12 protein-coding genes are annotated in these 13,610 nt (G+C 70.6%); 3 read left to right on the top strand and 9 right to left on the bottom strand.

Annotated features, from left to right (window positions below):
- Nucleotides 1-38: 38 nt before the first annotated feature.
- The 8 genes from ACFOWZ_RS37725 to ACFOWZ_RS37760 form a co-directional block, all read right to left on the bottom strand.
- Entirely contained in the window at nt 39-794 is a 756-nt protein-coding gene (locus tag ACFOWZ_RS37725) for an ESX secretion-associated protein EspG (protein WP_382378742.1), read from the bottom strand.
- Nucleotides 791-2,365 (bottom strand): PPE domain-containing protein, encoded by a 1,575-nt coding sequence (locus ACFOWZ_RS37730; protein ID WP_382378743.1) that lies wholly within the window; start codon nt 2,363-2,365, stop codon nt 791-793. The genes ACFOWZ_RS37725 and ACFOWZ_RS37730 overlap by 4 nt, the downstream gene beginning before the upstream one ends.
- A 43-nt stretch (nt 2,366-2,408) precedes the next feature.
- The gene (locus tag ACFOWZ_RS37735) at nt 2,409-2,789 is read right to left on the bottom strand and encodes a hypothetical protein (RefSeq protein ID WP_382378744.1); all 381 of its coding nucleotides are present in this window, start codon (nt 2,787-2,789) and stop codon (nt 2,409-2,411) included.
- A 387-nt stretch (nt 2,790-3,176) separates the two neighbouring features.
- Nucleotides 3,177-5,126, bottom strand: coding sequence for a hypothetical protein (locus tag ACFOWZ_RS37740; protein WP_382378745.1), 1,950 nt, complete (start codon nt 5,124-5,126; stop codon nt 3,177-3,179).
- Nucleotides 5,126-5,428, bottom strand: coding sequence for a WXG100 family type VII secretion target (locus tag ACFOWZ_RS37745; RefSeq protein WP_382378746.1), 303 nt, complete (start codon nt 5,426-5,428; stop codon nt 5,126-5,128). Before ACFOWZ_RS37745 ends, ACFOWZ_RS37740 begins: the two co-directional genes overlap by 1 nt.
- A complete protein-coding gene (locus tag ACFOWZ_RS37750; protein ID WP_382378747.1) occupies nt 5,425-5,919 on the bottom strand; it encodes a YbaB/EbfC family nucleoid-associated protein in 495 nt (164 codons plus the stop codon). Before ACFOWZ_RS37750 ends, ACFOWZ_RS37745 begins: the two co-directional genes overlap by 4 nt.
- 43 nt (nt 5,920-5,962) lie before the next feature.
- The gene (locus ACFOWZ_RS37755; protein WP_382378748.1) at nt 5,963-6,724 is read right to left on the bottom strand and encodes an ESX secretion-associated protein EspG; all 762 of its coding nucleotides are present in this window, start codon (nt 6,722-6,724) and stop codon (nt 5,963-5,965) included.
- Between the two features lie 272 nt (nt 6,725-6,996).
- A complete protein-coding gene (locus ACFOWZ_RS37760) occupies nt 6,997-8,811 on the bottom strand; it encodes a hypothetical protein (protein WP_382378749.1) in 1,815 nt (604 codons plus the stop codon).
- Between the two features lie 121 nt (nt 8,812-8,932).
- On the opposite strand from ACFOWZ_RS37760, the gene ACFOWZ_RS37765 reads away from it, so the two are divergent.
- Together ACFOWZ_RS37765 and ACFOWZ_RS37770 are read left to right on the top strand one after the other, a co-directional pair.
- Entirely contained in the window at nt 8,933-10,378 is a 1,446-nt protein-coding gene (locus ACFOWZ_RS37765; RefSeq protein ID WP_382378750.1) for an FG-GAP-like repeat-containing protein, read from the top strand.
- Between the two features lie 170 nt (nt 10,379-10,548).
- Complete coding sequence (locus ACFOWZ_RS37770) at nt 10,549-11,709, top strand: molybdopterin-dependent oxidoreductase (protein WP_382378751.1); 1,161 nt, start codon at nt 10,549-10,551, stop codon at nt 11,707-11,709.
- On the opposite strand, the gene ACFOWZ_RS37775 is transcribed toward ACFOWZ_RS37770, so the two are convergent.
- Nucleotides 11,640-11,882 (bottom strand): MmyB family transcriptional regulator, encoded by a 243-nt coding sequence (locus tag ACFOWZ_RS37775; RefSeq protein WP_382378752.1) that lies wholly within the window; start codon nt 11,880-11,882, stop codon nt 11,640-11,642. The two genes, ACFOWZ_RS37770 and ACFOWZ_RS37775, sit on opposite strands and share 70 nt — an antisense overlap.
- Before the next feature lie 88 nt (nt 11,883-11,970).
- Between ACFOWZ_RS37775 and ACFOWZ_RS37780 the strand changes: the two genes are divergently transcribed.
- A complete protein-coding gene (locus tag ACFOWZ_RS37780) occupies nt 11,971-13,548 on the top strand; it encodes an MFS transporter (protein ID WP_382378753.1) in 1,578 nt (525 codons plus the stop codon).
- Nucleotides 13,549-13,610 lie beyond the last annotated feature (62 nt).

Below are 13,610 nucleotides of genomic sequence, written 5' to 3' on the forward strand. Positions count from 1 at the left end.
TCCTCCGGCGGCGGTGGTTCAACTGCGAACGCGTCGGATCACGCGAGCACAGCGTCGATTCGGGTGGCGATGCGGTCGTTGTCGGTCGGCGAGAGGCTCAGCCAGCCGTCCGAGTTGACCATCAGGTAGCGGCCCTGGTGGGTGTCGAACCAGTTGATCACGACACCGGAGCGCTGCTTGCCCAGGGTGACGCCGAACTGGCCGCCGGCGACGCGGTTGGCTGCGAGCTCGTCGAACTGCCGCGCGTCCTGAGCGGACAGACCGGCCTGCTGCAGCGCCTGCCGGTCGTCGATCTCGCCGTCGCCCCACGGGTCGCCGGAGTCGTCCTGCTGCTCGGCCTCCTGCAGGGCGATGGCGTCCTGCAACGTCTCGACCCGCACGTTCACCGCCGTGCCGGGGCCGGGTTCGCCGTCGGGCAGCACCCTGACGATCTCGCGGGCGATGCCGGTCTCCCGGATCGCCAGCAGCCCCACGCGGTCGTCGTCGATGATCGCGAGGACGGCCCGCTCGCCGTTGGAGACGGCGAGCGCGCGCACAGTGCGGTCGAGGCCGGCGACCGCGTCGACGGACACGTCGTGCTCGTCGAGCAGTCGCAGGTGGTCCGCGAGCCGCTGGTCGTCGGCCAGGCCGCGGGCGCGCAGCTCGTCGAGCGTCTTCTCCCGCAGCACCCGGCGGTCCTGCTCGGTGTCACCCTCGCTCGGCACGTCCAGCGGATAGGGCATCCGGCCGAGCCGCAGCTCGTGCCACAGGACGTCGAACTCGCGTGGCGAGAGCAGGAACTCGGGAGTGATCACGACGCGTCAGGCCCCTTCTTCTTGGGCTTCGCGCCGCCGATCACCGACGGGGGCAGGTTCTCGCCGGGAACGTCGAACAGGTCGCCGCCCATGATGTAGCTGGCGGAACGGTGTTCCTTGTCCTCGTCGCCCTTGCCACCGGCACCGGGAGCACCACCCATCGGCGCGCCCGCACCCATGCCGGCACCGGCCGCGGCCGCGCCACCGGGACCGGTCATGCCCATCGGCATGCCGCCACGAGCACCCTGCACACCGGCCGTGCCACCAGGCTGCATCGCGCCACCCGCACCGCCGGCGCCACCCGCACCGCCACCGAACGCACCGGCACCGCCCGCGCCACCGCCCGCGCCACCGAAGTTCGGCATCGCACCGGGCTTCACGGACGAACCACCACCGCCACCGCCGCCAGGACCGCCGCCGGGACCGCCAGGACCGGTGTAGCCCGGTGCCGTCGGCGTGAAGGCCTTCGGGTTCTGCGGGGTGTAGGTCGAGTTCGGTCGCGGCGTCGAGCCGGACGGGCCCGTGCCGGGGTACGGCGCGCCACCCGACGGGAACTGCGGCGTGTAGTTGTTGTTGCCGCCGCCACCCGTGTAGCTGGTGGGGTTGGGCGGCGGCGTGTAGCCCGGTGCCGTCGGCGTGTACGTGGCGGCGGCCGCGTTCGTGTTGCCGGGGTTGTAGTTCGTCATCTGAGGCGTGTAGCTGCCGCCGCCACCGCCGGGGTTGGCGGGCGGGGTGTAGCCAGGAGCCGAAGGCGTGTAGGCCGCCGCGGCGGGCTGGTTCACGCCACTGCCCGCTCCCGCGCCACCGCCTGCTCCCGCACCAGCTCCGGCACCGGCGCCTGCTCCCGCACCGGCTCCGGTGGGCGTGGGCGCGGTCGCCACGCCGGCGGCGCTCTGGGCGTGCGTGGACATGAGGGCTTCGGCGCCACCGAGCGTCGGTGCGGACACCGAGCGCAGCGTCGCGAGGACCGGCTGCTCGACCTCGCCGGTGTTCGGGTTGAACGGCGGCTTGAAGGTCGGCGTCGACGAGTCGATCTGCCGGGAGTTGGCTTCCATGGAGGTCATCACGGTGACCGCCTGGTCGTGCGCCGCGCGCGAAGCGGCGTTCGCGACAGCGATGTCAACGGATGCCAGCACGAAGGCGGTCGTGCCCGGCTGGGAGAGCGCGGCGGCTGCCTTGTTCCAGTCGAACTGGACCGGCGCCGGCATCTGCGCTCGGGCGGCTTCCATGACGCGGCCCTGGTCGGCGACCTTGTTGCCGACCTCGACGGCGGTGCGCGCGGTCTCGTCGACCCAGTCCCCGAGCTTCTTCATCGCGGCTCGGGCGGCCTCGGCGGCGTCACCTGTCCACTTGCTCTCCGACGCGGTGATGACCGCGTTGATCGTGCGTGCCGCCTCGGTCAGCTCGGAGCCGTACCTGCCCCACTCGGAGCTGATCTGGCCGGCCTGGCCGGGGTCGTTGTTGTTGTGCACCGCGGCGTAGAGCTCTTGGTGCGACCGCGACGCCCAGTTCTGCGGGTCCGTGAGGACCGGGACGTTCTCGATCTCTCTCGGGTCGGTCTCGGGGGGCATGACCGGCTCGCCTCTCACGTCGATGGACACTGCTGGCCGAAGCTCAGCCGTTACCCATGTGCTTCTTCAGTTCGGCCTGGTGTTCCTCGTCGAGGCTGGTGAAGTTCTCGATCGCCTCGACGATCGAGTTCTTCGTCTGCTCCAGCACCGTGCGGTACGCGGTCATGACGCTGACGAACGAGTACTGCTCGCCCTCGGCGCGATGGGTGAACTTGTCGCGCATGGCGTCGCCGACCGGGTTGGCGCCGAGCGGCGCGGGGCGGGCGATGCTGGTGTTCGCACGTTCGAGCCACGTGTCGACCTGGTCGATCTGGGCCTGGAACTGTTTGCGGAGCTCCTCGCCCGCGGTCGGGTCGAGTTGCACCTGACCCGAGCTGACGGTGTCCTTGAGCGGGACAGCGTCGTTGTCACCGACGATGTACATGCGGGCAGTATCGTGTGTCCTCAGAGGCACCGGGCGCATTCCCTGGACCGAGTTGCCAATTGAGACCGGCGTTCACAATGTCTTGCCGCAGACCGAAACGGGCCACCGGTGAGTGAACGTCGTGTAACGGTAGTGATCGTTTCCCCTGGTTGTGGGAGCGCTCTCCAGTAACTGCCCGTTCGGGCTTCCGATCTTTGTTTCAACGCTGAATCGGACATTCGTCAGAGGTTGCTGTGACCTAAATCACATGGTGGAATACCTGGAATTTAGGGCTCTCTTGAGGTTCGCCACAGCCAGGTTCGTCGATCACCGGAACGGCTGAATCGGTTGACGGACAGGCGAATGCGGGCGCACCACGTCAGGGTACGCCCGCATTCGGCCTAATGATCAGTGCTGTGCGTTGTAATCCTTCAGGTCACCGAGATAATCGGCGCCCTCTTTCTGCGAGTGCTTGTCGGCGCCGAGTTCCTTCCAGAGCTCGTGCACCAGGTGCAGCCCGCTGCCTATCGGGAATGCCTTGCCGCCGGCCGTGAACTGGCCACCGGGTGCGGCGAGCTCCTCGAAGTTCTTGACCCACTGAGTGATCTTGGCGGCTTCCTCGGGAGTCTTGCCGAACTTCGTCGTGAGAACGCTTTCCAGGTGTTCCTTGCCGTACTTGCTGAGGTCGCTGACGTGGTTCTTGACCTCGGCCCAGGAGAACGGCGGCTTCTGCGCCGGGTCGGTGGAGGGCGGTTTGGGTGCGGCGTCGTCGGGTTTGGGTGGAGTGGGTGTCGCGTCGTCCGGCTTGGGCGTGGGCGGCTTGGGTGTCGCGTCGTCCGGCTTGGGCGTGGTGGGCGGCGGTTTCGGCGCTGCGTCGTCCGGTTTCGGCGTGGGCGGCTTGGGTGCCGCGTCGTCGGGTTTCGGCGTGGTGGGCGGTGGCGTGTCCGCCTTGGGCCCACCCGACCCGCCCGCGGGCGGCAGCGGATTGTCCTTGGGCGGCTTGGTGACCGCGGCCGGCGGCGGCTTCGGCAGGTCTCCCGGCGCGATCCCGGCAGGAGGCTTGCCACCACCCATCGCGCCACCACCGACGGGCGGCGGCAGCGGCATGTCCGACGGCGGCTTGGTGACCGCGGCCGGGGGTGGCTGCGGCAGGTTGACCGGCGGCGTCTCCGGCGGCTTCACGCCCGCGGTGGACGTGCTGCCACCACCGGTGTCCGGCGGCTTCTGAACCGGCGGCGCATCGGGGGTGTCGGTCTTGCCACCCGACGCCCCGGCGCCACCGTTGACCTCCGGCGGCTTTTGCACGGGCGGGGTGTCCGGGGTGTCGGTCTTGCCGCCGGACGCGCCGGCACCACCGTTGACCTCCGGCGGCTTCTGGACAGGCGGCGCGTCCCCGGCAGGCGGCTTGGCACCACCGGAAGCTCCGCCACCGCCGTTGACCTCCGGCGGCTTCTGCACGGGCGGCGCGTCCCCGGCAGGCGGCTTCGCACCGCCCGCACCGGAACCACCGTTGATCGTCGGCGCGTCCCCGCCCGGAGGCTTCACCGGCGGCGGCGCCGAGGTGCCCGACGAGCCGCCGCCCCTGCCGAAGCGCGCCGCGTCGTCGCCCATCTTCGCCAGCGCCGTGCCGAGGTCGTCCGCCGACTTCGCGGACGACGTGAGCACCGACTTGAGCTTCGTGACGTGCCGCATGATCCGGGCCAGCGCCTCGAGCGCGGTTGCCACCGCGGTGCCGACGAAGGCCACGATCGACGCGCCGAACGTGATCGGGGCCAGGCCCGCGGCGATCAGGGCACCGCCGATCAGGTTGCCGATCACCATGGCGATGATGTCGCGCACCAGCGACCTCACCGCGGTGACGCAGGCGCCCATCGTCGCCATCAGCTTCGCGGAGGCGTTGACCGCCGAGCCGATGGCCTCGATCTCCTTGGCCACCCGCGCCATGGTCTCGCGGAACCGGTCGGCCGTCTGGCCCATCCAGCCGTCGAGCTTCTTCAGCGCCTCCAGGTGCGCCGAGGCGAGGCCCTCGTACTTCTCGGCGTCGGTCTTGACCTTCTCGGTCTCCTGCCGGATGGCGATGTTGTCGCCCACCAGCAGGTCCAGCGGTTCGCGCAGGAACGCGATGTGGTCGATCAGCCAGCCGACGCCGGCGCCGATCACCGCGCCGAGCGGGTTCAGGGCGAAGCCGACGACGTCGAACGCGAGACCGACGCTGTACGCGGCGATCGAGGCGTTGTCCTTCTCCTGCACCGCTTTCACGAGGCCGGCGACGGTGTCGACCATGCCGGCGCCGGAGAACTTGTCGTTGAGCTCCGTGCCCTCACCGAAGCCGGGAGTCCACGTCAGACCTTGCACCATCAGGCACCTCCGCTGAACGCGGCGGCGTTGCCCTGGTCGGTGTTGCTGTACGTGTCCGCGGTCCGGCGAGTGTCGGTCGCCGCCTCGCGCAGGCCCTTCTCGTACTTGGCGATGCAGTCCTCGGCCTTCTTCACCTCGACGCGCGCGGCGGCGGCGAAGATCTGCCCGACGATGCCGAACACGAGCGGGTCGAAGTGCACGCTGCCGAGCACGTTCTTCGACGTCTCCAGTTCGGCCACGAGGGTGTCGAGGTTGTTGGCGAACGTCTTGAGGGTCGCGGGGTCTACCTCGAAGGCGGTCACCAGGGCTGCCCGTCCTCGTCATCGTCGTCGTGCGCGGCACGCGGCTGGCGGGCAGCGGGTGCGGCCGGCGGAGCGGCGGCCTGCTGCTCCACGGCGTACCCGTCCTCGTCGTAGCCGTACTGCTCGGCGTTCTCCTCGTCCTCCACGGCGGGCGGGAGGTACGACATCACCAGGTCCATCGACTCGGTGCCCGCCCCGATCGGCGCGAAGGCCTCGAGCATCTTCTCCGACGCCGCGCGCTGCCCCTTCGCGACGGCCTCCATGATCGACGCCTGGAGCCGCTGCGGGCTCAGGCCGGCGGCGTGGTCGGTGAGCTGGATGTTCTGCAGCGCACCGGTCGGTGCGATCGTCACCTGCACCGCGTGGTCCTTCGAGACCACGGTGGCCGACGAGTGCGCCAGGTCCTCGCGCAGCTGGGCCGACTTGGCCGCGAGGTCGTCGGCCTTCGCCTGCATGTCCTGCAACCAGCGGTCCGGATCGACCCCGGCCATTTGGCTTCCGTCTATTGGTGCCAACGGATCCACGGATTCCCCCTCACGCCAGAACGGCGTCGATTCGTGTTGCGATTCGGTCGTTGTCGGTGGGCGACAGGCTGAGCCAGCCATCCGTTCGGACCATCAGGTAGCGGCCCTGGTGCGTGTCGAACCAGTTGATGACGACGTCGGCCCGGTGCCTGCCGTGCGTGACGCCGAACTGGCCGCCCGCGACGCGGTTCGACGCGAGTTCGTCCATCTGGCGCGCGTCCTGCGCGGACAACCCGGCCCGCAGCAGCGCCTGCCGGTCGTCGAGCTCGTCGTCGGCCGCGCCCCACGGGTCCTCGGACTCCTCGTCCTGCTCGGCCTCCTGGAGCGCGACGGCCTGCTGCAACGTCTCCAGCCGCACGGACAGCGCGCTGCCGGGTCCCGCCTCGCCGTCGGGCAGGACCCGGACGATCTCGCGGGCCAGCCCGGTCGGCCTGATCTCCGCGAGCCCGACGTGGTCACCGTCGATGACCGCCAGCACGGCTTCGTCGCCGTTGGACGCCGCGAGCGCCCGCACCGTCCGGTCCAGCCCGGCGACGGCGTCCACGGACACCTGGTGGTCGTCGAGCACTCGCAGCAGGTCCTCGAGCCGCGCGTCACCGGCGAGCCCGCGGTCGCGCAGCCCGGCGAGAGTGCTGTCCTGCAACGCCTTGCGCTCCCGCTCGGTGTCGCCCTCGCTGGGCACGTCGAGCGGGTACGGGATCCGTCCCAGCCGCAGCGTCTGCCACAGGACCTCGAACTCGCGCGTCGACAGGAGGAACTCGGGCGTGATCACGGCGGAACCTTTCTGCGCTGCCTGATGTGCGCGCAGTATCGAGCAGAAACCGGGCGGAAGTTCACGAACACGCGGAGGCGCTACCGGTTGAGACAGATGTTCACAATCGGTCGCGATGGGTCGAACCGGGCCCCTTCCGGATGAACGCGCCCTGATGGGAAAGAAGGTTTACGCAGGTTGTGGGATCGCTCTCAACCGACTGCCCGAACGGGCAGCCGAGGTCCGTTCACAGGTCTGAACCACGTGTGCGCCCAGGACGTTTGTGACCCAACTCACGAGGGCGAGTAGCTGCACCGACGGCCTGTGCGCACGTGATCACGGACGTGGTTCCCGATCACCGGATCAGCTGACGACAGAGTTCTCACGGCGCGCCGCACGGCCTTCCCGACCGCGATCCGGGCGCGTTCGCCGGAGTCGGAGAACGTCCGGGTCCGCCCGCCGAGCCCGGTGGCCGCCGCGATCTGGCCCGCGAGCCAGTCGTGCTCGCGCCGTTCGGCGTCGGAGAGCTCGCGACCGCGCAACGCCGTGAGCCTGTTCCGGTACTGCCGCAACGCTTCCGGGTCCAGCTGGTCGTACGCTGCGACCTCCTCGGTCACCGCGTTCGTGCCCGCCACGAGCTCGGCGGCGTCGATCTCCCGGCCGGGGTTGGCCACGAGCACCGCGAGGTGCGCCATGCCGATCCCGCCGTCGACGAGTGCGCTGCGGGAGCCGAGGCTCACGCGCCACCTGGTGCCCTCGCGCCGCACGGACAGCTCCGCGCCGGCGGTGCCGAGCCCCAGCGCGGCGGCCTCCTGCGCGCACGTCGCGAGCTGGCGACGTGCCTCCTCGACGTCACCGGCCCGTTCCAGCGCCTCGGCGTACTTCCGCCGCGACGACAGCGCTGCCGGCCAGTGCCCGAGCGCGAGGTTGTCGCGCACCGCCGCACGCAGGTGGGTCACCGCGAGCTCGGCGTCGCCGAACGTCAGCGCGGCCAGCCCGAGCGGGTGCCGCGCCGAGCCGAAGCACGTGACGGCGAGGCTCGCCATGAGCGGCAGCCGGGCGAACGGCAGCAGGATCGCGTGGACCTCGCGGGCGGCGTCGGCGTCGCCGAGCAGGTGCGCGGCGTCCGCGACCCCGCTCATCGTGACGAGCCACGTGCTGGAGCGGGGGAGGGCGTCGAGGCCACGTCTGGTCAGCATCGCGAGCGCGCCCTGGGCCTTGAGCCGGTCACCGGACAGCGCGGCGGCGACGGCGAGCGCGCTGAAGAACGAGTTGTCGACGGTGCTCAGCGTCGGCGAGTGCACCAGGTGGTCGAGCAACGGGAACAGCTCGGCCGTGCGTCCCTGGTACCAGCGGATCGCGCAGAGCTGCGCGCCGTACCAGGCGGTGGCGTCGACGTCACCCGCTTCGGCGCCGAGCTGGGCACTCGCACCCGCCAGCTGTTCGGCCTCCTCGAACCGTCCGTCCCGGATCGCGAGCATCACCTCGATCGCGCTCACCACGAACCGCACGGCGAGGTGGTCGGTGTGCTCCAGCCGCTCCCGCAGATCCGTCAGGCGGCGCACGGCGTGCGGGTCGCCGTCGAGGAAGTGGTCGACGACCTGCCACAGCAACGCCATCAGCAGGTCGCCCGGCCGTCCACTGCGGAGCGATTCGCTGATCATCTCCGTCGCGAGCTCCTTGCGCAGCTCGACGTGGTCCGGCCCGAGCACGCAGTGGTGCGCGAGACTCAGCGCCTCCACCCGCACGACCGGGTCGTCGGCCTGCCGCGCCTCGTCGAGGAGCTTGAGGACGTCGGCGTTCGTGTTGGCCTGGTAGTCGCTCTCCGCGGTGAGCCGCAGCCGCAGCCGCAACGCGATGTCGGACTTGGGTTCCACGAGCGTCAGCGCGTGCTCGATCCGTGAACGCACCAGTTCTGCCTCCGCCGCGGTGCGGTGCTCGTGCACCCACACGCCGCCCGCTCCGAGCGCCGCCGCGACGAGCGTGTCCACGTCACCGTCACGTTCAGCGGCCTCGTAGGCCTCGGCGAACCGTTGCCTGCTGGTGCGCAGGTCCCCGTTGCGCGCCAACGCTCGCGTGCCTGCTTCCAACAACGACTCGGGCGTCACGCCGCACACCCAAGCAGACCACTGGAACGGGGGTGGAACGGGGTGGAACGCCTCAGGTCACGACCGTCGAACAGGAATTGCTTCAGGGGGCAATGCTTTGGGAATCAATGGAAAGAGACTCGTGGCGGGCGTCGTCGCACTGACGGCCCTGCTGCCCGCGGTGCCCGCGGCGGCGGCGCCGATCCCGACCGCGAAGTACGCGCTCGCCGCGTTCGGTCACGACCAGGGGTGGCGCACCGAGCGGCACATCCGCACGCTCGTCGACGTCACCCGCGACGGCAAGGCGGACATCGTCGGGTTCGGCGAGGACGGCGTGTGGACGTCGATCGCGTTGGGGGACGGCAACTTCAGCCAGCCGCGACGCGTCCTGTCGGACTACGGCTACAACTCCGGATGGCGCATCGGCACACACCCGCGCTGGGTCACCGACATCACGAACGACGGCCTCGCGGACCTCGTCGGCGTCGGGCTGGACGGCGTGTGGACCGCGGTCGGCAACGGCGACGGCACGTTCGGCGCGTTCCGCTTCGTGCTGGCGTCCTTCGGTTCCACCGGACGGCCGAGCCCGACGAGCCTGCAGGTGGCCGACGCCAACCTGGACGGCCGCACCGACATCTTCGCCTTCACCAACGGCCGGGTGGACGTGGCACTGGCGTCGGGCAACGGGAACTTCTCGGCGCCGTACCTCGCGTCGACCGAGTTCACCGTGGACCGCTTCGACTTCAACCACTTCAAGCTCGCCAACGTGGGTGGCGACGCGCGACCGGACATCCTGTCGATCCGGCACGTCCCCGGCATCGCTCCGATGTCGACGATCGGCCGCGCGGACGGCACCTACGGCACGTCGCAGACGTCGACGAACAACCCCGACCAGTCCGGCAACGCGATCTTCCGCCTCGCCGACGTCACCGGTGACGGCTACGCCGACGCGGTCCGCTTCGGCAACGACGCCAACACCTACACGGGCCGCGCGATCGGTGCCGGCACGTTCACCACGTTCGCCGTGGGCGTCGGGCACTTCGGCTACAACAACGGCACCGGCTACGGCACCGCGACCCAGCCGTCGCCGTCGCTGGGCAACATCAGCAACGACAACCGCGCCGACATCGTGGGCTTCAGCTCGACCGGCGTCGTCTCCGCTGTGTCGCGCGGCGATGGCACGTTCAACGCCGCCCGTCGCGTCAACGCCGACTTCGGTTCTGGCCGCGGCTGGACCGTCGCCCAGCACCCGCGCCTGCTCGCCGACGTCACCGGCGAGGGCTGGGCGGACGTCGTCGGGTTCGGCAACGCGGGCGTGTTCGTCGGCCTGGCGAACGGTTCCGGCGGCTTCACCGGCGGCCCGGAGGTCGCGACCGTTCCGTCGCTGCGGGGGCTCTCGTACGACGCGGCACGCGCCCAGCTCTCGGCGGAGGGCCTGCGCGTCGGCTCGATCCGCGGCGTCGTCGACCGCACGTGCAACGACATCGACAACGTGCTGAGCAGCAACCCGGCGGCGGGCACCGAGGTCGCGGTGGGCACGGCGGTCGACCTGTCGATCGGGGTGAAGCCGCCGACGCCGTGCCCGTGAGAACGACCGGTTTCTGCTGAGGGGGAGTCAGCGGAACCGGGTGGGGTGGACGGGTCCCCCAGCCCGTTCGCCTGGAGGGGGAAGGTCGTGCGCGGTCCGATTCCGCGCACGACCTTCGTTCGTCTCGTCAGGTGGGATGGCCCCTTGAGCGGCTGGCTAGCGTCGAAAGCATGATCTCCCGGCGCGGCGTGCTGCTCGCCGCAGGACTGACACTGCTACCTTCTCGTGCTGTGGCGGCCCCTTCGATCGTGAAGCCGTTGCCCGCCACGGACTTCATCCTGCACGGCACCAACGCCGAGACGCGCTGGGAAGCTCTGCGCGACACCGGCTCGCTGACACCGGTCTCGAAGTTCTTCGTCCGCAACCACACCTCGACCCCGCTGCTGGACGCCTCGTCGTGGCGCCTGCGTGTCTCTGGTTCCGGCGTCTCCCGGCCGTTGTCGCTGTCGTTGCGCGACCTGCGGGCGTTGCCGTCGACCTCGGTGGAGGCGGTGATCGAGTGCGCGGGCAACGGCCGGAGCTTCTTCACCTCGCAGCAGGGCCAGTCGGTCTCGGGCACGCCGTGGAAGCTCGGTGCGGTGGGCAACGCGCGGTGGCGCGGGGTGTCGCTCGGCCTGCTGCTGCGACGGGCGGGACTCCGGTCGTCCGCGGTCGACGTGCTGCCTTCCGGGCTGGACGCGGAGTACGTGACGGGCGGGGTGAACCTGGGGCACGTGCGTCGGCCGCTACCGGTGGGGAAGGCGCTGGACGACGTGCTGGTGGCGTACGAGATGAACGGTGCCGAGTTGCCGGTGGACCACGGGTTTCCTGCGCGGCTGGTGGTGCCGGGGTGGGGCGGGATCGCGAGCATCAAGTGGCTGGGGTCGCTGGAGGTGTCGTCCTCGGTGCTGCATTCGCCGTGGGACACGGACTACTACCGGCTGCTCGGGCCGTCGTACCCGGCTTCCGGGACGTTGGTGACGACTCAGGTGGCGAAGAGCGCCTTCGAACTGGAGTGGGACGCTTCGGTGCCGGCTGGACGTCGAGTGCTGACGGGGCGGTCGTGGTCGCCGGACGGGGTGCGGCGGGTCGAGGTGTCGACGGACGGGCGGACCTGGCGGCGGGCCACGCCGGTGTCTCGTGGTGCCTGGACGCGGTGGCAGGTGCCTTGGCTGGCGACACCGGGGGCGCACGTGCTGCGGGTGCGGGCGGACGGTCAGCCGGATGAGTCGCCGTACAACACGCAGGGGGTATCTGTTCGGGGCGGTGGTGAGGCACCCGGTCACGGTGCGCTCGTGACCCGCAGGAACTCCAGCTCCTCCGCATCGACGGAACCCGCGGCCACCGTGTAGACGACGAGACGGATGTCGCAGCCCGGGACGGTGAGCACGTCGCAGTCGCACGTCAGTTCGCCGACCTGGGGAGGCACGACGGTCTTGCGAGCCGAGACGCGCGGGCCGACCGCGCCCTCGTCCCACAGGCGGCCGAACTCCGCACTGGTGGAGCGTGTGCGCTCACCACACACACGCGCCCGCCGGGTTCCCCCAAAATCAATTCTAGGGAGCGGGACCGACAGTTCGGCGCACAACGGATCGAGGTGTGAAGATCGGGGCGTGACCGTCTCCGCTTGGGCACCCCTGCGCCGCAGCGCCTTCCGCGCGCTCTGGCTCGCCCAGTTCGCCTCCAACATCGGCACGTGGGCGCAGACCGTCGGCGCCCAGTGGCTCATGGGTGACCTCGGCGGCACCGCACTGCAGGTCGCGCTGGTCCAGACGGCCACGACGCTGCCGGTGTTCTTGCTGGTCGTGCCGTCCGGGGCGCTCGGCGACATCCTCGACCGCCGCCGCGTCCTGATGTCCGGGCAGGCACTGATGCTCGCGGGCGCGGGTGGGCTGATGCTGCTCGCGGGCGCGGGCAAGGCGACGCCGGTCAGCCTGCTCGGGTTGCTGGCGCTGATGGCGATCGGGCAGGCGCTGTCGATGCCGTCGTTCCAGGCGATCCAGCCCGAGCTCGTGTCGCGTGAGGAAATTCCGCAGGCCGCGTTGCTCAACGGCGTCAACATGAACGTCGGCCGCGCGATCGGGCCCGCGCTCGGTGGTCTGCTGATCGCGCTGGCCGGGCCCGAGGCGACGTTCGCGTTCAACACGGTGTCGTTCCTCGGCGTGCTGATCGTGCTCGGGAGGTGGCGGCGGCCGTCGGACAACCGTCCACTCGGGACGGAGCACATCACCACCGCCATGCGGACGGGTGCGCGGTACGTGGCCAGTTCACCGTTGTTCCGAAGGGTGCTGGCTCGGTTGTCGCTGTTCATCGTGTTCGGCAGCGGGTTGTGGGCGTTGCTGCCGGCCATCGCGCGCGGCCCGCTCAAGCTCGACGCCAGCGGTTACGGCGTGCTGCTCGGCAGTGTCGGCGCGGGCGCGATCGGCGGCGCGTTCGTCGTGCCGAAGCTGTTGCAGCGCATGACGAAGAACCGCATGGTGCTGTTCGCGACCTTCGTCTACGCCGGGGCGACCAGCACGGCGGTGCTGACGGAGAGCGTGGCGCTCGTGATCGTGGCGATGTTGCTCACCGGCGCCTGCTGGATCGCGACGCTGTCGACGTTCAACGCCACCGCGCAGGTGCTGCTGCCCGCCTGGACCAGGGCCAGGGCGCTCGCGTACTACCAGCTGATCCTCATGGGCGGCCAGGCGCTCGGCGCGGTCGTGTGGGGCGCGATCGCCGACGGGTACGGCCTGCGGACGGCCATGATCGTGCCCGCGGCGGCGATGGCCGTGGGCGTGCTCGCGGCGACGAAGTGGTTGCCGCTCAACGACCGCCCGCTCGACGTCAGCCCCGCCACCTACTGGGAGGAACCGCCGGAGATCGACGACACCGACGCCGGGCCGGTGCTCGTCACGGTGGAGTGGCCGGTGGCCAAGGAGAACGAGGACGCGTTCATCGAGGCCATGCAACGGGTCGGGCGCGCCCGGCGGCGGACGGGCGCCACCATGTGGGGGCTGTTCCGCGACACCGAGACTCCGGAGACGTTCCTCGAGACCTTCACCGTGGCGACCTGGCAGGAGCACCTGCGCCAGCACGTCGAGCGCGGCACGGTCGTGGACCAGCAGAACCAGGAGACCGCGCGTGCGCTGGCCAAGGAATCCCCGCACGTGCGGCACCTGCTGTTCGCCGAACCCGAGAAGCCCGCCTGACCGCCATAGCGGCGGGCTATGAGCGGAAGGGATGATCGCGGGCCCTTCGCGGGTGTGACGCT

This window comes from Lentzea rhizosphaerae (genome assembly GCF_042649515.1).
GTDB lineage: Bacteria > Actinomycetota > Actinomycetes > Mycobacteriales > Pseudonocardiaceae > Lentzea > Lentzea aerocolonigenes.